The 20,574-nt window shown below is 44.2% G+C and carries 13 protein-coding genes, 2 tRNA genes and 1 CRISPR repeat array; of the genes, 7 read left to right on the forward strand and 8 right to left on the reverse strand.

Going from position 1 to position 20,574, the window contains the following annotated elements; all coding sequences use genetic code 11:
• Nucleotides 1-89: 89 nt before the first annotated feature.
• The 3 genes from ACESPQ_RS15935 to ACESPQ_RS15945 form a co-directional block, all read right to left on the reverse strand.
• Nucleotides 90-1,757 (reverse strand): Na/Pi cotransporter family protein, encoded by a 1,668-nt coding sequence (locus ACESPQ_RS15935; protein ID WP_009269444.1) that lies wholly within the window; start codon nt 1,755-1,757, stop codon nt 90-92.
• Nucleotides 1,758-2,481: 724 nt separating this feature from the next.
• Nucleotides 2,482-4,155 carry a Na/Pi cotransporter family protein gene (locus ACESPQ_RS15940; RefSeq protein WP_074747598.1) on the reverse strand — a complete coding sequence of 558 codons (1,674 nt, stop codon included), beginning with the start codon at nt 4,153-4,155 and terminating at the stop codon, nt 2,482-2,484.
• A gap of 224 nt (nt 4,156-4,379) precedes the next feature.
• Nucleotides 4,380-6,473, reverse strand: a complete 2,094-nt coding sequence (locus ACESPQ_RS15945; RefSeq protein WP_009269443.1) for a glutamine synthetase III — start codon at nt 6,471-6,473, stop codon at nt 4,380-4,382.
• A gap of 335 nt (nt 6,474-6,808) precedes the next feature.
• On the opposite strand from ACESPQ_RS15945, the gene rbr reads away from it, so the two are divergent.
• The 4 genes from rbr to yunB all read left to right on the forward strand — a co-directional run bounded on the left by rbr (nt 6,809) and on the right by yunB (nt 10,478).
• Complete coding sequence (gene rbr, locus ACESPQ_RS15950) at nt 6,809-7,345, forward strand: rubrerythrin (protein WP_002608358.1); 537 nt, start codon at nt 6,809-6,811, stop codon at nt 7,343-7,345.
• Nucleotides 7,346-7,591: 246 nt separating this feature from the next.
• Nucleotides 7,592-8,989: a TrkH family potassium uptake protein gene (locus ACESPQ_RS15955; RefSeq protein ID WP_002608359.1), complete on the forward strand. Its 1,398-nt coding sequence runs from the start codon at nt 7,592-7,594 to the stop codon at nt 8,987-8,989.
• A 12-nt stretch (nt 8,990-9,001) separates the two neighbouring features.
• Entirely contained in the window at nt 9,002-9,679 is a 678-nt protein-coding gene (locus ACESPQ_RS15960; RefSeq protein WP_002608360.1) for a potassium channel family protein, read from the forward strand.
• A gap of 115 nt (nt 9,680-9,794) precedes the next feature.
• Nucleotides 9,795-10,478, forward strand: coding sequence for a sporulation protein YunB (yunB, locus tag ACESPQ_RS15965; RefSeq protein WP_002608361.1), 684 nt, complete (start codon nt 9,795-9,797; stop codon nt 10,476-10,478).
• A gap of 97 nt (nt 10,479-10,575) precedes the next feature.
• Nucleotides 10,576-11,283: direct repeats of the CRISPR family, unit length 33 nt; unit sequence ATTTAGATCCACTAGCCTCAGGAGAGGCTAGAC.
• A 259-nt stretch (nt 11,284-11,542) separates the two neighbouring features.
• Here the strand turns inward: yunB and ACESPQ_RS15970 are convergent.
• Both ACESPQ_RS15970 and ACESPQ_RS15975 read right to left on the reverse strand, forming a co-directional pair.
• The gene (locus tag ACESPQ_RS15970) at nt 11,543-13,921 is read right to left on the reverse strand and encodes a ribonucleoside triphosphate reductase (protein WP_008819017.1); all 2,379 of its coding nucleotides are present in this window, start codon (nt 13,919-13,921) and stop codon (nt 11,543-11,545) included.
• An 18-nt stretch (nt 13,922-13,939) separates the two neighbouring features.
• Nucleotides 13,940-15,076, reverse strand: coding sequence for an anaerobic ribonucleoside-triphosphate reductase activating protein (locus ACESPQ_RS15975; protein ID WP_109770963.1), 1,137 nt, complete (start codon nt 15,074-15,076; stop codon nt 13,940-13,942).
• Nucleotides 15,077-15,310: 234 nt separating this feature from the next.
• On the opposite strand from ACESPQ_RS15975, the gene ACESPQ_RS15980 reads away from it, so the two are divergent.
• Nucleotides 15,311-16,381 (forward strand): metallophosphoesterase, encoded by a 1,071-nt coding sequence (locus ACESPQ_RS15980; RefSeq protein ID WP_109770964.1) that lies wholly within the window; start codon nt 15,311-15,313, stop codon nt 16,379-16,381.
• Between the two features lie 102 nt (nt 16,382-16,483).
• Here ACESPQ_RS15980 and ACESPQ_RS15985 read toward each other — a convergent pair whose 3' ends face one another.
• The 3 genes from ACESPQ_RS15985 to ACESPQ_RS15995 form a co-directional block, all read right to left on the reverse strand.
• Nucleotides 16,484-17,587, reverse strand: a complete 1,104-nt coding sequence (locus tag ACESPQ_RS15985; RefSeq protein WP_373144546.1) for a DUF2974 domain-containing protein — start codon at nt 17,585-17,587, stop codon at nt 16,484-16,486.
• A 282-nt stretch (nt 17,588-17,869) separates the two neighbouring features.
• A tRNA-Leu gene (locus ACESPQ_RS15990) sits at nt 17,870-17,957 on the reverse strand.
• A gap of 8 nt (nt 17,958-17,965) precedes the next feature.
• Nucleotides 17,966-18,039, reverse strand: a tRNA-Cys gene (locus tag ACESPQ_RS15995).
• Between the two features lie 768 nt (nt 18,040-18,807).
• Here ACESPQ_RS15995 and ACESPQ_RS16000 point away from each other — a divergent pair.
• Nucleotides 18,808-19,863: a pyridoxal-phosphate-dependent aminotransferase family protein gene (locus tag ACESPQ_RS16000; protein WP_002608366.1), complete on the forward strand. Its 1,056-nt coding sequence runs from the start codon at nt 18,808-18,810 to the stop codon at nt 19,861-19,863.
• Entirely contained in the window at nt 19,860-20,573 is a 714-nt protein-coding gene (locus tag ACESPQ_RS16005) for a phosphocholine cytidylyltransferase family protein (RefSeq protein WP_257337194.1), read from the forward strand. Before ACESPQ_RS16000 ends, ACESPQ_RS16005 begins: the two co-directional genes overlap by 4 nt.
• Nucleotide 20,574 lies beyond the last annotated feature (1 nt).

Below are 20,574 nucleotides of genomic sequence, written 5' to 3' on the forward strand. Positions count from 1 at the left end.
TACTCTTAATCCTATCAGAATGAGATAAAATAAAACCGCATCCTGTTTGTTTTCATCCTCTTAACTTAATGACATTGCCATTCGGTGTCTCAGGCTGCAGACAGGGCAGGGTCGCTTTGTATAGCCTCATCACTCAGTGTGAAGTTACAGCGCTTGGCTTCCTGAATGATGTTCATGATATGATCGGATACACGCTCCACATCTGTAAGGATTTCAGAATAGATGACACAATCCAAGGCATTGACCTTTTTCTCCATCAGTCGCTCAATCTGTGCCTGTCGATAGCTTGCGGTCAGCTCGTCAATGCGATCCTCGATCCGTTCGATTTTTTCAAAGCATTCATCCTGAGAATCCAGGCTGTAGGTTGACAGCAGTGAGAAGCTCTTGGAAAGAAGGGAAGCCAGCTGATGCAATTCATCCTCTATGTATTTTGAGCTGGAAAGCTTATTATCCTCATCGGTGGAATACTGTATGATATTGATTGCATGATCGCCGATCCGCTCGATGTCGGAAAAGCATTTGTATAAGGCGTTGCAGGTCGTGGAATCAGACTCATTCATTTTCAGAGAGCTGACCAGCGTCATATAATTGGTGATTTCGTAATTGATATAATCAATGCGTTTCTCGCGCTTTTTAATTTTCTCCAGACTGAAGGCATTCCCGCATAAGGCATCCATGGATTCTGCAAGATTTGTTTCTGCCAGCTGGAGCATTGCCATTGCTTCCTTACGTAAAGAGGAAATGGCGATCGGCACGGAACCGATATTGTCCTCATCTACAAAGGTGAGCGGTATGTTGTAGCCTGCATCCTCAATTTCCTCCTGCTTCACAGGAAGGATTACCTGCGCAAGCTTGGCAAGACGGGAACCGAACGGTATCAGCAGCAGCGTGGTGGCGATATTGAATATCGTATGTGTATTGGCAATCTGTGCCGCCGGATTGGAGGTAACACTTTCCATCCAGGATACAAACGGAACAAGAGCCGCAAACGCCATGAAGACAATTGTACCGATAATGTTAAAGGACAGGTGAATAATGGTTGCCCGCTTGGCATTTCGATTGGCGCCAAGTGATGCCAGTACCGATGTGATGCAGGTACCGATATTCTGTCCGAAAATGATATAGATGGCACTGCTTAACGGAATCAGACCGCTGACAGCCAGTGCCTGCAGGATACCGACGGAAGCAGAGGAGCTCTGAATCAGAGCAGTGAAGCCAGCGCCCAGCAGAATTGCCAGAACAGGGTTGGAAATTGTTGTCATGGCATGAATGAATGCCTCACTTTGCTGTAAGGGAACCATGGCATCCTTCATCATATCCATACCGATGAATAAGATACCAAGACCGGCAAAGATCTCGCCGAAGGCATTGACCTTCTTGCCTTTGAGAAACGTGACCAGTACAACACCGAAGATAGCCACAAGCGGTGCGATCTTGGATGCATCCAGGGCAATCAGCTGTCCGGTGATCGTCGTACCGATATTGGCACCCATGATGATCCAGACTGCCTGATTCAATGTCATCAGCTGTGAATTCACAAAGCCGACAACCATAACGGTAGTGGCAGAAGAGCTCTGGATTACTGCTGTGATGGCCGCTCCCACGATAATGCCCAGAAAACGGTTGCTGGTCAGTCTTTCCAGAATGGTTTTCATACGATCTCCCGCAGCCCCCTCCAGACCGGAGCTCATCATATGCATACCATACAGGAACAGGGCAAGACCCCCGAATAATTTCAGAATACTATCAAATGTCATGAATACATAACCTCCTGTTCGAGTATTGTTACGAACATAGTTTTAGTATATCGGGAAACAGATATTCATACAATATAGGTTTTGTTAAGACTCTGTTAATAATTAACACAAAATATTTATAAATCTCATTTGAAACCGTTTTCCAATCGAAAATGTAATATAACGGTTAAGATTTGCAGTGAAATGACTGCATGAGTTGATGTCTTCGCTATCGCTGTAAACAGTAAGCAGGCTGTGATGGAAATACGGAAAATCAAAAAGCCTGCATCTATATCGAGGGAACAAATGTAGGTGCTGTATTGGTTCTTTCTAATTTGGGGTGTATGCAAAAGGGAGACTTCAGCTTCTATTGATACATACAATAGTGATGAAGTCTCCTGTTTTATATTACCCTACAATCGAGAAAGAACCGCTGTATTGCCTGCATGTGGAAAATGCGGTATCTGTGCACGATAAGAGCTGGTGTCTGTTTATGAAATATCGAAGGGATATTTGAATACGGCTGAAATTGAATTTAGGAAAGAACTGCAGCTGCAGTTGTGAAGTATGCGGTTTTCCTGTTCATAAGGATGGTGTTGTGATGCACATGCAAAGTAAATGCCAATAGCTTCCGAAAAAATAAAGCTACACACTGTTTTTTACCCAATGCTGACGCGTTCATCAGCTTTCCATACAAACAGTCTCTGGATACAGCGTTCCTGTTTTACTACCGTTGTAAGTTTTATTATGCAGCACATTCCTGAATCAGCGGCATATCCTTTAATTCCTCGTCATTCAAGGTAAAGCTGCAGCGGCGGCATTCTTCAATAATATTCATGATATGGTCGCTGACACGTTCGATATCTGTCATGATTTCCGAGTAGATAACACAATCTCTCGCATGTATCTGCTTATGCACCATGCGTTCGATCTGCCGGTTTCTGAATTCTGCCGTTAATTCATCAATACGGGCCTCTATGCGTTCTATTTTCAAAAGACTTTCATCCTGTGATTCCAAACGGTTGGTATACAACAGCTGGAAGCTTTTATCCAGCAGCTCCTCCAGCTGCTTCAGCTCCTCACGAATCACACCGACATCCTGCAGACGCTCCTTTTCATTTTTGGTGTATTGCAGAATATTGATTGCATGATCTCCTATGCGTTCGATATCCGCATAGCATTTAAACAGTGCGTTGATTGTATTGGATGCAGTGGGATTCATAGGCAGGGTGGATACAGAGGTCATATAATCGGAAATCTGATAATTGATGGAATCGATCCGCTTTTCACGCTTTTCGATATCCTGTATGCTACATGCTTCTTGACAAACGCCGTGCAGTGCTTCGATCAAATTGGTCTGTGCCATTTTCAGCATCGCCAGCGCTTCCTTGCGCAGGGAGGAGATGGCAATCGGAACACTGCCAATATTATTGACATCAACAAAGGCAAGCGGCAGATTTGCTTCATCCCTTTGATACTCTTCTTTGCGTATCGGCATCAGCAGCTGTGCGAGATGAGCCAGACGGTTTCCAAACGGCAATAGAATCAGGGTTGTTACGATATTGAAAATCGTATGGGTATTGGCGATCTGTGCCGCCGGGTTTGCAGTGATTTCACACATCCAGTCCACAAACGGAAAGATATGGATAAAGCAGAAGAACAGCATGGTTCCGATAATATTAAAGGATAAGTGAATAATGGTTGTCCGCTTGGCATTTCGGTTCGCACTCAGGGATGCCAGCACGGCGGTAATGCAGGTACCGATATTCTGTCCGAAGATGATATAAATCGAGCTGGACAGTGGAATCAGTCCGCTCAAAGCCAGAGCCTGTAATATTCCAACGGATGCGGAGGAGCTTTGAATCAGTGCAGTAAAGCCGGCTCCCAGAGCAATCGCAAGCAGCGGATTGGAAATGGAGGTCATGGCATTCAGGAATACAGGAGAGTCCTGCAGCGGTGTCATGGAATTGGACATCATATCCATACCGATAAACAATATTCCAAGCCCTGCGAGAATGTCTCCAATGGAATTGATGCGCTTTCCTTTCAGGAAGGTCACCATGACAACACCGATGATGGCAACCAGCGGGGCAATGCGGGAGGCATCCAGGGCAATCAGCTGCCCGGTAATCGTCGTGCCGATATTGGCCCCCATAATAATCCAGACTGCCTGATTCAGCGTCATCAGTCCGCTGTTCACAAAGCCGACAACCATAACGGTTGTGGCAGAGGAGCTTTGGATAACGGCAGTGATGCCGGCTCCTACGGCAACACCGAGCAGGCGGTTGCTGGTCAGCTTTTCCAGAATGGCTTTCATGCGGTCCCCGGCAGCCGTTTCCAGACCGACACTCATCATATGCATTCCATATAGGAACAGTGCCAGACCTCCCAACAGAGATAATACATTTTGAATGGTCATACATCATCGCTTCCTTTCCTTATCAAGTCGGCTTTAGTATAAATAACGAAGGAAAAAGAAACAAGCAGGTTTTGTTAACATTTTGTTAAAACAGAGAAATACGCTTACGAAATCTTAACAAATTCCACCGTTTATGAATTTGCTGTTTCAAAAGTATAAATAAATTATTAACACAGACAAAGCGAATAAAAAAAAGCCGCCTGTCACTGACAGACGACGCAATGCTATTGCATGGAGATAAACATATCATCATAGGTTGGAAACGGGTAATTATCCGAGGATACCGCTTCCTCAATCGCATCAATCACTGCGCGTAGCTCCTCCATTTTCGGAACAATCACCTGATTGAGATACTGTGCCTTTTCCATATTATCCGGATACTGCTGACGCTCAATCATATGCTTCTTCAAATCATGATAGCGTTCATCAAAGGTGGCTAACAGATCACACAAATGCTTGATTTTCCGCTGATAATAGCTGTTCTCTGTACCAAGAGAATTCTGTGCATCTGTATAAAATTTGATTTCACGAACGAGAGCAGGGAGGATATCCTTTTTACTGATATCCAGCAGCGTCAGCACCTCCGCTTTGACGGATTTACGGTATTCCTCTGTCAGAATATCAACGCGGGCCTCCAGCTCCAGCCGGTCATATACCTTGTTTCGCTCAAACATTTCCACTGCCTTGTCATCCAGCATGGAATAGATGCTGTCCACATAATGCTTAATGTTCGGCAATCCGCGTTCCTGTGCCTCCTGAAGCCATTCCTCACTGTAGCCATCCTTGGAAAAGAGAATACGGGAATGCTTGCGCAGAATATCACGGCAGATGTCCAGAGACTTCTTGCGGATATCGTCAATGTATTTATACTGCTGCAAAGTGTCGGCGATACTGCGCAGTGAATCCGCAACAATGGAATTCAAGATAATGTTTGTCGTTGATGCACTGCGACTGCTTCCTACCATACGAAATTCAAATTTATTACCGGTAAAGGCGAAGGGAGAGGTGCGGTTTCGGTCACTGGTATCCTTTGGTACATACGACAGATTCGCAATCGCATATGGCTGTGTCTCCACATCCGGTTTGATTTCATGTTCACCGTTACGCAGCTTTTCCAGAATGATTTCCAGCTCATCACCCATACAGATGGAAACAACAGCAGGCGGTGCTTCATCAGCTCCCAGCCGGTAATCATTCCCATAGCAGCTTGCCGCCATACGAAGCAGCTCCGGATATGTATCCACAGCCTCGATGATTGCACAGACAAACAGCAGGAAACGAATGTTTTCATGCGGGCGATCCCCCGGCTCCAGAAGATTCTGTCCATCATCGGTAACCAGTGACCAGTTGTTGTGCTTTCCGCTTCCGTTCACACCCTGAAACGGTTTCTCATGAAGCAGGCATGCCATACCGTGCTTATCTGCCTTTTTCTTCAACACATCCATGATGATCAGATTTTGATCCACCGCAACATTGGCATCGATAAACAGCGGTGCGATTTCAAACTGACAGGGAGCTACCTCGTTGTGCTCGGTCTTTGCATAGATTCCAAGCTTCCACAGCTCCTCATCCACCTCTGTCATGAAGGCCTGTACACGGGAAGGGATGCTTCCAAAGTAATGACCGCGAATATCCATGCTCTTTGGCGGCATGGAACCAAACAGCGTGCGTCCGGTATGCACCAGATCCTTACGCTCCAGATACATCCTTTTATCAATCAAAAAGTATTCCTGCTCCAGACCGACCATGGCATTGACATGCTTGATATCCTTATCTTTAAACAGATTGACAATGCGGGTGGCCTGCTTGCTGATCGCTTCCGCTGATTTTAAAAGAGGTGCCTTTTTATCCAGGGTTTCTCCGTTGTATGAAACAAAGATGGTAGGGATACAGAGAACGTTATCCCGCAGAAAGGCCGGGGAGGTACAATCCCAATACGTATACCCGCGTGCCTCAAAGGTTGCCCGTAAACCGCCGCTTGGAAAAGAGGAGGCATCCCCCTCGCCCTTGATCAGGGACTTCCCGCTGAATCTGGAAATCGGCTGATCGTGATCCCCAGGCTCGATAAAGCTGTCATGCTTTTCGGCAGTGGAGCCGGTCAGCGGCTGGAACCAGTGCGTAAAATGCGTCGCTCCCTTGTCCATTGCCCATGTCTTCATTGCATGCGCAATCGCATCTGCCGTCGGACGATCCAGCGCATCCTCCTTGCGGGTTGCGGTTTTCCATTTTTTATAAATCGGATGAGGGAGACATTCCTTCATCACACATTCACTAAAGAGATTGATTCCAAAATCATCAAAAGGGTGTTTTTCTGCCATGATAGATTCCTCCTATAGTGGAATTTTACTGCAAAATGAATTTTTTGTATATAAAAACATGAAAAAATTTAAAAATCAAATAGAAAATAGAAAAAATTTGGAGAAATGCGAATAAAAATTCTATTTTTGTCATAAACTGTGAAAAATTTCTGTATTGTGGGAAATGATGGGTTCATAGAAAAAAGAATGAAATAATTGGAAAAGTAGAGTATAATATAAATATCGGTAAAGAGGCTGTCAACGCTTTCTATTTCCTGCAGTTCGGCGGTTGAACGCATAAGGACAGCAGGATTTACATACAATGGGGCGAAGACTGCTTAAAAGGAGGAAAAAATATGAACTTAAAAGGAACAAAGACAGAAAAGAACCTGAATGAGGCATTTGCCGGAGAATCCATGGCAAGAAACAAGTATACGTATTATGCTTCCAAGGCGAAGAAAGACGGTTATGTTCAAATTTCCAATATTTTCGAACAGACAGCAAACAATGAAAAGGAGCATGCAAAATTGTGGTTTAAGCTGCTGCATGACGGTATGCCGGATACGGTTACCAATCTGAAGGATGCTGCTGCCGGTGAAAACTTCGAGTGGACAGACATGTATGCACGTATGGCAAAGGAAGCACGCGAGGAAGGCTTTGATGACATCGCTGATACGATGGAAGGTGTTCTGGCTATTGAGAAAACACATGAACAGCGCTATGTTGCTCTGCTGAACAATATTGAGGATGGTACTGTGTTTGAAAAAGCAGAGGAAACCCTGTGGGAATGTCTGAACTGCGGACACCTGCACACTGGAAAAACGGCTCCAGAGGTATGTCCGGTATGCAATCACCCGCGTTCTTACTTCGAGGTTCGCAAAGAGAATTACTAATTCATAGCATAGAAAAGGCTTTTTTCGATAGGAAAGGAGCCTTTTTTTTGCGTCATTAGAAAAAGTATTGGGAAAGTTTATATGTTTTTTAGAAAAGCGTATTGTAAAAAAATATAATATGTGTAGAATATATTTGATACATCTTTCAGCGGCCGCTGTCTGTTCTGTATAAATAAAAGGTGAAGACTGCATAGGATTATGTCAGTTTCCTGCGAACAAATAGAAAGAAAGTCTGGTTAAATTGATATGACAAATTTTATTCATTCGGTGCTGGGATTCAAAAAACTATCTCCTGCACAGAAGATTGCATCGAGCTTCCTGCTTGTGATTCTCAGCGGAACACTGCTGCTGATGCTGCCGATTTCCAATAAGAATTTTCAGTTTTTGAACTGGCTGGATGCTTTGTTTACGGCAACCAGTGCTACCTGCGTAACCGGATTAAGTGTATTTACGGTTGCTGATCAGCTTAACTGGTTTGGTCAGCTGATTCTGCTTCTGCTGATTCAGGTAGGCGGTCTTGGACTGATGACATTCATGGCGGTCTTTATTCTGATTGTGAAAAACCGTCTCTCTATGAATGAGAAAATCGCTATGAAGGAAATGCTGAATCAGGAAAGGGTCGTAAATATGCGGAAGTTTCTGCTGGACATCCTGTACTATACCTTGTTTTTTGAGGCTGTGGGTGCGATTCTGATATCGTTTCGCATGATTCCGCGCTTCGGACTTGTGGATGGCAGCTTTAAAGCGGTATTTCTGGCTGTTTCAGCTTTCTGTAACGCCGGGTTCGATACGCTTGGATCGGTGAGTCTTCAGGAATATGTGCATGATCCGCTGATGTGTCTGACAATTATGGCGCTGATTGTACTGGGTGGTCTGGGTTTTGCTGTCTGGTTTGATATTCGGGATAAGGTGGGACCGCTGCTGCATCGTCGGATCACATTCAAGAAGTTCAGACATTCTCTGTCTCTGCATACCAAAATCGTATTGAGTGTCAGTCTGTTTCTGATTATCATACCCGGACTGCTGATTATGCTGGTGGAGTTCACAAATTCCAGAACGCTGGGAGATTTCAATATATTCGAGAAGCTGATGACTGCAATGTTTGAATCCATAGCACTTCGAACGGCAGGCTTTACAACGATTAACTATGCTGGCTTGAAGCCTGCAACCGATTTGCTAATGATGGTTGTCATGTTTATCGGTGGTTCTCCGGGAGGTACGGCCGGCGGTATCAAAACGACGACGATTGCGGTGCTTGTCATCTATATTATCTCCTCTTTGAAGGGGAGGGAGCACACCGTTGTTCTTCACAGGAAAATCGGAAGAGGAATCATCATTCGTGCGATGGGAATTTTCTTCATCAATCTGGTTGTGTTGTTTACCGGGATTTTCCTGTTGAATATCGTTGAGCAAAAGCCGTTTTTGAGTCTTTCCTTTGAAGCGGTGAGCGCAATGGCGACCGTAGGCTCCAGTCTTGGAATCACTACCTCTCTTGGTGTGGGAGGCAAGCTGATCATCATCTTCCTCATGTATGTCGGACGTATCGGTATTTCCACACTGATATTGTCATTGACACGTAATAAGCCAAATAGAAATTCAGCCAATAAGGTATCATTCCCAAATGGAAACATAATTGTGGGATAAGGAGATAGAAAAATGAAAAAGATTTCAAACAGACAGTATGTTGTACTCGGATTAGGGATTTTCGGTTCAACAGTAGCGAAGACATTGAGCAGCTATAATTGCGAGGTGATTGCTCTGGATAATGATGAAAAATGCGTAGATCGCATGGCGGATATTGTTACACAGAGTATGATGTGTGATATTACCGATATCAATCAGCTGCGCGAGGCGGGTGTACAGGATTGTGATATTGCGATTGTAAGTATGGGGAGCCACCTTGAGGAGAGTGTGATGGGCATTATCAATCTGAAGGAGCTGGGTGTTCCGTATATCGTGGCAAAGGCAAAAAACAAGCGCTATATGCAGATATTCACGGAGCTTGGAGCCAATAAGGTTGTGCGCCCGGAGAAGGAAATGGGCGAACAGGTTGCCAAGGGCGTATTAGGGAAAAATATTATCGATGTTGTGGATCTGGACAAGGAGTACAGTATCGTGGAAATACCTACGCCGCCGCAGTGGGTAGGAAAATCTCTGATTGAACTTGATCTGCGCCGAAGATTCGGTATCAATGTTGTGGGCATTCGTTCTTATTTGCAGGAGCATTTGAATGTGTGCCCGGATGCAGAGTATAAAATACAGAAGGAGGATCATCTGGTTGTGATTGCGGATTGCAAGACACTGGATCGATTCGACGTGCTGGATCAGCTGTAAGATGCGAAAACTGCATCTTTTTTTTGTGCATAATGGATACACATGTTTTCAGGTATGCTTTCATATACTGTTTTAATGGAGGATGCTTTTATTGTTAATAGAGGCAGGATGCTCAATGAGAAAAGTCAAAAGCAGGAAATATAAAAAGCAGAAGCTGATTCTTCTGCTGGTCGCGATCGTTCTTGGATTTGGATGTGTTGTCCGTTCATTTAATACGTATATGGAGCCGCAGCTTCAGGCGATTGCCAAGCAGCATACAGGGTTTGCAATCAATAATATTGTGAAGGAAGTGCTGGCGGATATTGAATATGATACCGATGCACTGTTTAAAATAAATCGCACAAAGAACGGGGATATAACCAGTATTGAATATGATTCGTATAAATTAAATCAGCTGTTGTATTCGGCATTGAATACGATTGATAAATCACTGCTGGCTGCACAGGATGGTAAAAAGGATCCTACGACGAAGGATGTCTTCTATGAGGATGGAGTTTTGTATGAAGTACCGGCAGGTTATCTGAGTCATATTTTCTTTTTATATGATAAGGGGCCGAAAATCAGAGTGCGTATGCGGATGCTGAATGATGTTACAGGAGAGATAAAAACGGAATCAAAGCCATATGGAATCAACAACACCATGATTAAAATATCACTTGTTGTTAAGGTGAATGCGCAGGTTATAACTTTTTTGAGTACGTCAGAGCTGGAGACGAAAACGGAGATACCGTTGGTTGTACAGATTGTGAATGGACAGGTGCCTGATTTTACTCCATATAGTAGTTCTTCTGGAAAGTGATGAGAAAGTATTACTGGAGTATTGTTTATTATTTGGTTTGTGAGCCTAAAGAGAGACTAGACTCTATCCGCATCATGCGACCCCATTGACAGAAACTATTTAGATCCACTAGCCTCAGGAGAGGCTAGACCGGAATTACCTTACAGTGCCTGGAATCACGAAGGAAATTTAGATCCACTAGCCTCAGGAGAGGCTAGACCAAATTTGCATAGCATCAGGCAAGCGCCGGAAAGGAATTTAGATCCACTAGCCTCAGGAGAGGCTAGACGAGATGGATGAGGTTCTGATCACTCGTGCAAATATTTAGATCCACTAGCCTCAGGAGAGGCTAGACCCTTTCTTACATTTAATTACGTACAATGCGCAGGTATTTAGATCCACTAGCCTCAGGAGAGGCTAGACTTCTTCCTGATCGAAGTCGCTTTCGCTTGCAAAAATTTAGATCCACTAGCCTCAGGAGAGGCTAGACATCTTTGATATTTCTGACCGGCTCACGTAAAACAATTTAGATCCACTAGCCTCAGGAGAGGCTAGACTATCTACAAAGCCATATCTTGACTTGTTGGTACAAATTTAGATCCACTATCCTCAGGAGAGGCTAGACAATCATTTTAGCAATCAAATACTTTGTAGTCAGATTTAGATCCACTAGCCTCAGGAGAGGCTAGACGATTTCCGCTTTGTCCATATTGAACGCGGATGCCAATTTAGATCCACTAGCCTCAGGAGAGGCTAGACTAGTCGTTTCGCCAAAACAAACGGTAACGGAATAATTTAGATCCACTAGCCTCAGGAGAGGCTAGACCGTGAAAAATCCCATGAAATCCCCTAAATGAAACAAATTTACACAAATATAAAACTTTGGTTAATGAAAATTGTGTTGAAATTGTTACATTTGTGTGAATTTGAACAAAATGATGCGCGAACCTCCCAGGGAATTCATGTGAGCTTATGGTTCGCGCTGGATTATTTAGCGGGATAACCATCTACTATTATTATAACAGAAAAAATTCCAAATACATAAAAAGGATACATTCCAGTATGAAATATATCCTCTTATTTGCTTATGCTTTCTGCATCATATCAATGTACTTACGAATATTGGATGCATTACTGTATGTTTCACAGCTTCCATCTCTGCATACGACCAGCGTTGGTGCCTGCATAATTGAGAATTTTTTTGTTAATTCAGCCTGTTCCTCGGCATCCACTTTTTCATAGGATATTCCAGCGCTTTTCAGCCAGGTGTCAGCTATTTTACAATTTGGGCAGGTCTTCGTTGTGAACAGAAAAACACCTTCTTCATTTACAGCCCTGACGGTATCAGCTTCCTTCTCAACATGTGGAAGGGCATCCTTTCCTTTTAACACAGAATGTCCGATATCATAAACCTTACGTTCTTTGAATTCCTGACTCTTTCCTTCATTCCAATTCTGTACAGGTCGATAGTATCCCGTAATTCGGCTCCATACCTCAGTAGCACCACCACATTGCGGACATGTATAATGCTCCCCGTTAATATATCCGTGATTTCGACAGATGGAATAGGTGGGAGAAAGGGTGTAATAAGGCAGGCGGTAGTTCTCGGCAATTTTTCTTACCAGCGCTGCTGCTGCTTTCCAATCCGGAAGCTTTTCTCCCAAGAACGCATGGAACACAGTTCCGGAAGTATACAAGGTCTGTAGCTCATCCTGTACATCCAGTGCCTCAAAAATATCCTCTGTATAGCCAACAGGTAAGTGAGAGCTGTTCGTATAATATGGTGTATTTCCTTCTTCTGTAGCAGTGATGATATCCGGATAGCGTTCCTTGTCATGCTTTGCCAGACGATATGTTGTTGATTCCGCAGGCGTAGCCTCCAGATTATACAGATCCCCATATTCCTCCTGATAAATTACCAGACGCTCACGCATATGATTCAGAACCTCTTTTGTGAATTTCTGAGCTTCCTTTTGTGTCAGATCCATGCCAAGCCATTTGGCATTTAACGCGACTTCATTCATACCGATCAGCCCCAATGTGGAGAAGTGGTTCGCAAAGGTTCCAAGATACCGTTTGGTATATGGATATAAGCCTTCCTCCAGCAGCTTGGAAATGACCGTGCGCTTTACCTTTAAGGAGCGTGCAGCAATATCCATTAGATGATCGAGTCGCTTATAGAAATCCTCTTTATCTGTTGAAAGGTAAGCAATTCGCGGCATGTTGATCGTGACTACACCAACAGAGCCGGTGCTTTCGCCGCTTCCAAAGTATCCACCGCTTTTTTTACGCAGTTCTCGAAGATCCAGACGAAGGCGGCAGCACATGCTTCGCACATCGCTCGGTTCCATATCGGAATTAACATAGTTTGAGAAATAAGGTGTCCCATACTTTGCGGTCATTTCAAACAGCAGCTTGTTGTTTTCTGTTTCCGACCAGTCAAAGTCACGGGTAATGGAATAGGTGGGAATCGGATACTGGAAACCACGTCCATTGGCATCTCCCTCAATCATGATTTCAATAAATGCCTTGTTCACCATATCCATTTCCTTTTTACAATCCTTATATTTAAAATCTACTTCCTTGCCTCCAATTATGCAATTCAGCTCCGCAAGATCGGCAGGAACCGTCCAATCCAAGGTGATATTGGAGAAGGGAGCCTGTGTACCCCAGCGACTTGGTGTATTGACACCATATATGAAGGACTCCACACATTTTTTAACCTGATCATAGTTCAGATTATCCGCTTTTACAAAAGGTGCCAGATACGTATCAAAGGAAGAGAAGGCCTGTGCACCTGCCCACTCATTCTGCATAATGCCGAGAAAGTTTACCATCTGATTGCAGAGTGTCGCAAGATGACTTGCCGGTTTGGAGGTGATTTTTCCTCCGACACCGCCCAGGCCTTCCTGAATCAGCTGCTTCAGACTCCAGCCGGCACAATAACCTGTCAGCATGCTCAAATCATGAATATGCATATCACCGGACTTATGAGCATTTCCGATTTCCTCATCATAGATTTCACTCAGCCAGTAATTGGCAGTGATTGCTCCGGAGTTATTCAAAATCAGTCCGCCTACGGAATAGGTGACCGTTGAATTTTCTTTTACGCGCCAGTCGGTGGCTTTCACATAGCTGTCGACAAGCTCCTTGTAATCCAGAATTGTGGATTTCATATTCCGGATTTTTTCCCGCTGCTTCCGATAGAGGATATAGCATTTTGCTACATCACCGTAACCGGATTGAATCAGGATGGACTCCACGCTGTCCTGAATATCCTCCACCTGAATGCGGTCATGTCTGATTTTTGGCTCAAAATCGGATGTGACACGCAAAGCGAGCATATCGATAATGCTTGGATGATACTGGCGTTCCACCGCATCAAATGCCTTTTGAATGGCATTGCTGATCTTGGCAATGTCAAACTCTGAAATCTTTCCATCTCTTTTAATAACCTGATACATATCGTTCTTCCTTTCCTTCTATATACCACGAAGCTCTGTATTAGGAACCTTCGCTTTCGCCAATTTCTGAAACTGCTGCAGGGTTTCTTCATCCCACGCATGCAATCCCTTCTGAATAACACGGTCGCTGTCTTCAAAATTTTGCAGATACCAGGCGGCTGCACCTTGGAGCCAGTCAGCCATATCCTGAATATCCTGAGCTGTATGAAGCTCCTTTACAATGGTTGTACGAAACTCATAAGCAACATGTCCTTCCTTCAGATAGGTGATGCTCTCCTGTATGCCGCTGAGATCAAGATTGCGGATGCCGGCAGTTTCACTGTATTTTTGCGGAGCATTTTTGATATCCATTGCCACATAATTAACAAGTCCCTCTTCAACAAGGTGCTTCAGCTGATCCGGACTGCTGCCGTTTGTATCCAGCTTGACTGCATAGCCCATGTCCTTGATTTTTTTCAGAAATCCTGCCAGCTCCGGATTTAGCAGAGGCTCCCCGCCGCTGATGCAGACACCATCCAAAATTCCTTTTCGCTTTTCCAGAAAGCTAAGCACATCCTCTTCCTGCAGCTCCGGCATGTTTTCCGGCAGAAAGACAAGGTCACTGTTCTGGCAGAAGGGGCATCGGAAATTGCAGCCGCCTGTGAAAATCGTGCTCGCCATTTTCTGCGGGTAATCCAGCAGAGTCAGCTTTTGAATACCGAACAGCTTGATGCCTGCTTCTTCCTGCTGCTCGTATCTGCGTGCGTTTTCACTCAGACGGCTGAGCGTTGCTTCAAACTGCTGCAGCTCCTGTGCACCGATATCCTTGGATAAAAGCTCCCACCACTGCTGACGAATCATATAGATATCACGGATGATGTCCTTTGTTTTATCAGTCGTATATAGCAATCGGATACGTTTATCCTGGGGACTGCTCTGTGTAGTCACATAACCAAGCTCCTCCAGACGGGAAATGCTTTTCGTGATGGTCCCTTTATCAAAACAGCCCTTTTGCGCAAGCTGCTGCATGTTCAGCCCCTCCTGCTCATAAATAAGAATCAGAAAGAGAATCTGTGCTGCATTGATATCGTGTCCGCTCAATTTCTTATCATAATATTTCTGACCGCAGCGGTACAGAATCGAGGTGTTTAAATACAAATAGTTGCTATTATCCATGTCTTCCCTCCAATGGTTGACCACTCAACTATAAGAATGATAGCATACAAAAGTTGAACATTCAACCTTTGTAAAGAATGTAACAAATGAAAAGCAAAGTCATTACAAATTTTTATAATTGTATAAATTGGATAAGTAATCTTTTATCAAAAATAAAAAAGGTTTTGCAAAAATTTTGATACGGGGTAGAGAGCAGCCTCGTTCTGTGCTAGGATAATAGGGAAGGTGAAATTCATGAGAATGCAGTTGTTTTTACTTTTGTGTCTGTTGCTTCTTATCCTTATGCAGCTGTTTTTCTGGCATATGATAAAGAAGCTGTATAAGAAAAAGCAGATCCGTTATGCTTTATTGATATTATCTCTGCTAGGCAGCGTTTTTCTGATTTATCGCTTTACACCGTTTTTTGCGATGTACAAGGATGCGATGCCGATGCGGGGGGCACTTGTTTTGGTACTGAACAGTGTATATGTAGCGCAGATGACAGGCTTTTGTCTACTTGCTTTGCTGCATAAGCTGTACTGCAGAAGGTATTCCAAGGAGTTTCATTCAAGGCTCTATGTGCTTGCTTCTGTTGTCATGCTTTTGTTTTCCGTATATGGAATCGGGTGTGCAGCCCGTGTAAAGGTGCGTCAGGAAATTGTTGAATTAAAGGGAATGAAACAGGAACAAAAACTTCTGTATATCACTGACCTGCATGCAGGTACAACGCTTTCTTCACCTTATAATACTATAAAGCGTCTGGCTGGGAAATGTGATATAGTGCTGCTTGGCGGAGATTTATTTGATGAATCAACTTCACAAAAGGATATGGAAGCTCTTTGTACAATGCTTTCCGATTTGCATAAAGATGTTTACTATGCAGGTGGGAATCATGAGCTGTTACAGAAGCGGCGCAGGGAATATGAGGCAATGCTGTGCTCTGCAGGTGTGCATATTTTGCAGGATGAATCTGCAGTGGTGAACGGTGTTAGAATAATCGGACGAAGGGATCGGGGAGAAGAAAGACGCTCCTGGTCTTCCCTTACGAAGGAATATCAGGGGAATGAGCCTGTGATTTTACTGGAGCATCGCCCGGAATCTGTAGAAGAGTCCTTGGATGCACAGTTGCTGCAGCTATCCGGACACACGCATAACGGTCAGATTTTCCCGAATACTGTGCTGACCAGAATCCCGTACCCAAGAGCATATGGCAACTATGATGTCGGCTATCGCATGCTGGTATCGTCAGGAGCAGGCACATGGGGCTTTCCGATGCGGGTCGCATCCCATAATGAAATTTTGTTCGTTACGATACGGCCAAAGTGATGCATGCAGGATACAAAAAAAGAGAATGCGATTTCAGTATTGTTCACTGGAATTTGATATTCTCTTTTTACTCGCTTGTGCATGGGATTGAAGAACACGTAATCAGTCTGTAGGCTTTCCGTTTTCAAGATTTGTCTCGATGGCACTTTTCGCACTGGACAACAGCTTCAGGATGATATCGGAAAGCATCTTTTTAGTCTGCTTGTCCGTGCGGTTTAATGCTTTCAAAATCAGAGCAGTGCTATGCATCCGGTTTTCATTCATTTCCTTAAAGGAGGCGGCATTGGTGTTGCTGAGTATCTGAAACACAGCATCCGTGAAGGCTTCTCTCTGGGAGCGGTCCAGCTCACTGATCCAGTGCTTGATGGTGCTGTCCAGAACGATGCTCTGGCGATCTAACGCATCCATTCGTACGAAATCAGGACCAAGCACCTCCCAGGAATAGGGGTCATGCTGCCATAGGGAAATCTGTGTACTGGAAATCACAGTATAATGCTCCTCATGCTCCATCAGCATACCGACAACGCTGGATTGTGGAACAAAGGTTTCTATACGCTGTGCAATAGAGCGATAGCCTGCTGCTTGCAGCGTTTCTGCGGAAAAACCCGGGCCGTCGTGATTGTATACCCGCTGTATCCGATTCTGTATAGCGAAAGAACAAAATGCAGCTGCATAGACCGCAAGGTTTCCACCCTTGGAATGCCCGCATAGGATTATACGCCGGTCGGGATATGCAATTGCCATCGCCTCCAAATACTGTACCGCTTCCTTTTGGGAGGGAATGGTGTCCAGAAAGGTCATATTGAAATCCTCTTTCCATCCAACAAGTGTATTATCTGTTCCGCGATAGGTTATCAGCATGACATCATCCTCCAGCAGACAGGTGAGGGCAGAAAACTGTTTTTCCATAGAGGGATCCAGATGGTCGACATATCCACATAGTATTACATTCCCATATCGATTGCCTTCTGCCATTTTATGCAGCAGCTGCAGGTCTTCCTTTACGCGGAAGTGAATTTCCTCCGGATTTATCGCCCTTATAATTTCAGAAGCACGCTTGACATAGAGCATGTCCTGTTTGTCAAACACCGGCTGCAGTCGCAGATAGGATAGACAGCTGCATATGAGGGTATCCACTGCACAGCAGGGAACTTTTGAAAACGTTAAATCATTTCTCCATGTAAGATAATCAAACAGATTGCTCATACTATCATTCTCCTATGTTTTTTTCAGGTGTATCCATTACCACTTTGAAGGTGGTCTGCTCTGGAAGCAGGTGCTTATTGTTTTCATGAGGGAGGACCTGCATGTAAGATACCTCCATAAAACACTGTGTCGCTTTTTCCTTCATTCACATTTTCAGTCAGCATTATAAGGTGAAGGAGATTGTTCTTGCTGAATCGTCCACCGTTCCCTGAAAATAGTTCACATCGCACTTCCATAGTATTTATATAAAAAAAGTCCTTTTTCAAGGACTGTTTTTCTGAATGGTGGGAACGGTGGGACTTGAACCCACACGGGATTAACTCCCAACGGATTTTAAGTCCGTTGCGTCTGCCTATTTCGCCACGATCCCAACAAAAATGGAGGTTCCGATCGGATTTGAACCGATGATCACAGAGTTGCAGTCTATTGCCTTACCACTTGGCTACGGAACCATCTGACATATTCTTTTTGAAACATGTTGCTTTAATATTATACAATAATTTTTAGAAATTGCAATAGGCATTTTGCTCTTTTATAGCTTTTTTTGGAAGATTTGTCACTATTCACGGATCTGATAGCAGATAATAGCATAGATAAGGGCAAAAACGAAATTACGTAGGGCAGTAAACTCATACAGAAAGGAGCACACGCTATCATATCACTGATTGATTTGTTATACCTACATGAATCGTAACCTCCCATGTTTATGAAGAAACAGGAGATTAAAACAAGAATATCGAGATTGGCGCAAGCACTATAAAATATTGTAGAAAACAGCAAGCAGGGATTTTCACAGGCTTTTACTTTAGGTTCGTTGCAAAAGGGAGAATTCAAATTCAATTGATAAATTACGATAGGATTGCATTCTCCTTTAGTTAAAATTAACCACAATCGAGTAAGAACCTTTCCACAATATGGCTTTTTAACATACTCATAGAACACAGGCCAATCAAGCTGACGGAGCACAGCTGATAAAAGTAGCTGATTATAGTCCTATACATATGATTAAATAGACACCGCGCTTTTCTTTCTGTACATGTACCATAGAATCAAAATTCCAAAGGATGGGAATGAAAAAGAATCTGTCCAAATCTTTTTGTTCGTTTCAAAATGAGAAATACATTTTAGAATATGAACAAAATATGATTAAAAATTCAGTTGTATTTTTCTTATTTGCATAATATAATCTAAAATATGAACAAATAACTGGAGATGATACTATGAAATTGTTCACAGTGGGACCTGTTGAGATGTATCCTGAAACATTACAGGTCAGCGGTACACAGCTGCCATACTTTCGCAATGATGAATTCTCATCCATCATGAAGGAAAACGAACAGCAGCTGCTGACCTTATGCGGCTGTCGTAAAGGAAGAGCATTGTTTCTGTGCGGCAGCGGAAGTGCAGCAATGGAGGCGGTTGTTGCCTGCAGCTTTCGCAGACAGGACAAGGTACTGATACTTCGCGGAGGGAGCTTTGGCGAGCGCTTTGTGCAGCTGTGCAGAATTTACGGGATACCCTATGATGAGCTGTGTCTGCAGGAGCTGGAGGCATTGCGAAAGGAACACCTGGACGCTTTTTTTCAAAATGAATATTGTGCCCTGCTTGTCAATCTGCATGAAACAAGCACCGGACAGCTTTATGATATTCAGCTGCTTTCTGCATTTACGAAAGCAAAGAATATGTATCTGATTGTGGATGCCATCAGCAGCTTTATGGCTGATCCGCTGGATATGGACCAAATGGGAATCGATGTCTTGATTCTTTCCTCTCAGAAAGCACTGGCATTGTCCTGTGGATTGTCCATGGTGGTTTTGCAGGAATCCTTCTATCGCGATATGGTCGAGCCCAAAGATGATATCTGCCTGTATTTGAGCTTAAAGGAGCATGCACGCAATATGGAGAGGGGACAGACTCCCAACACACCGGCAGTGGGTATCCTTATGGAGCTTCATGAGCGATTGCAGCACTTACAGGGGGATGGCTTTGTCCTTGAACAGCAGCGGATCGCAACGCGTGCTGCCTACTTTCGAAGCAGAGTTCAAAAGCTGGGAATACAGCTTCCACACTTTCCTCTCAGCAACGCCCTGACTCCACTGCTGTTTGACGGTGATGCGCAGAAGGTTTATCAGTTTCTGAAAAAGAACTATGCCATCACACTGACCCCGAGCGGAGGAGCAATGAGGGAGCGTATGCTGCGTGTGGGGCATCTGGGAAATCTGAAGCTGTGTGATTATGATGCCCTGTGCGACGGGCTGAGGGAGTATGGAAAATGAAAGCAATTCTAATGGCAGCCGGTATGGGTACCCGCATCGCCACGAAAACAAATGAACCGAAGTGTTTGCTGGATATCGGCAACGGGCCTCTGATTCGTCATACGGTCGAGCTGCTGCTGAACAATCATATGGAGGTATGCATCTGTCTGGGCTTTAAAGGATATCTGATCAGGGAAGCACTCCGTGATTATCCAATCACGTTTTATGAAAATCCGTTTTATAGGGTTACCAACAGCATCGCATCCCTCTGGTTTTCCAGAGAACAGCTGGATGAAGCACAGGATCTTCTGCTTGCGAATGCGGATGTTTTCTGGCAGCAGGATATTCTTGACCTTCTGCTTGCGGATCAGCGTGGAATCGTTTTACTGGCAGACAGCTCCCGCAGATTGAGCGGAGATTACTTTTTCCATTGTGAAAACGGAATCCTGACAGATTATGGAAAGGATATGCCGGAGGCTGAGCGTACCAGTGAGTATGTCGGTATTGCCCGGATACAGAAGCAGGAGATCGCCTGCTTTCGCAAACAGCTGGAGCTGCTCGTCCATGAAGGTGATTATCAGCTTTGGTGGGAGAATACACTGTATTCCATGATACCGCAGAAGCAGATTCCGGTACAGGATATCGCAGGGCACTACTGGTCGGAAATCGATGTTCTGCAGGATTATGAAAATATACTGGACTATGTGCACCGGCATCCACAGTGTCTGTAAC

Source organism: Clostridium sp. HGF2, from assembly GCF_964240115.1.
Lineage (GTDB): Bacteria > Bacillota_I > Bacilli_A > Erysipelotrichales > Erysipelotrichaceae > Clostridium_AQ > Clostridium_AQ innocuum.

Excerpts from the sequence above, each read along its gene's own strand:
- ACESPQ_RS15935 (WP_009269444.1), bottom strand. The coding sequence starts at position 1,757 with ATGACATTTGATAGTATTCTGAAATTATTCGGGGGTCTTGCCCTGTTC.
- ACESPQ_RS15940 (WP_074747598.1), bottom strand. The coding sequence starts at position 4,155 with ATGACCATTCAAAATGTATTATCTCTGTTGGGAGGTCTGGCACTGTTC.
- ACESPQ_RS15945 (WP_009269443.1), bottom strand. The coding sequence starts at position 6,473 with ATGGCAGAAAAACACCCTTTTGATGATTTTGGAATCAATCTCTTTAGT.
- rbr (WP_002608358.1), top strand. The coding sequence starts at position 6,809 with ATGAACTTAAAAGGAACAAAGACAGAAAAGAACCTGAATGAGGCATTT.
- ACESPQ_RS15955 (WP_002608359.1), top strand. The coding sequence starts at position 7,592 with ATGACAAATTTTATTCATTCGGTGCTGGGATTCAAAAAACTATCTCCT.
- ACESPQ_RS15960 (WP_002608360.1), top strand. The coding sequence starts at position 9,002 with ATGAAAAAGATTTCAAACAGACAGTATGTTGTACTCGGATTAGGGATT.
- yunB (WP_002608361.1), top strand. The coding sequence starts at position 9,795 with ATGAGAAAAGTCAAAAGCAGGAAATATAAAAAGCAGAAGCTGATTCTT.
- ACESPQ_RS15970 (WP_008819017.1), bottom strand. The coding sequence starts at position 13,921 with ATGTATCAGGTTATTAAAAGAGATGGAAAGATTTCAGAGTTTGACATT.
- ACESPQ_RS15975 (WP_109770963.1), bottom strand. The coding sequence starts at position 15,076 with ATGGATAATAGCAACTATTTGTATTTAAACACCTCGATTCTGTACCGC.
- ACESPQ_RS15980 (WP_109770964.1), top strand. The coding sequence starts at position 15,311 with ATGAGAATGCAGTTGTTTTTACTTTTGTGTCTGTTGCTTCTTATCCTT.
- ACESPQ_RS15985 (WP_373144546.1), bottom strand. The coding sequence starts at position 17,587 with ATGAGCAATCTGTTTGATTATCTTACATGGAGAAATGATTTAACGTTT.
- ACESPQ_RS16000 (WP_002608366.1), top strand. The coding sequence starts at position 18,808 with ATGAAATTGTTCACAGTGGGACCTGTTGAGATGTATCCTGAAACATTA.
- ACESPQ_RS16005 (WP_257337194.1), top strand. The coding sequence starts at position 19,860 with ATGAAAGCAATTCTAATGGCAGCCGGTATGGGTACCCGCATCGCCACG.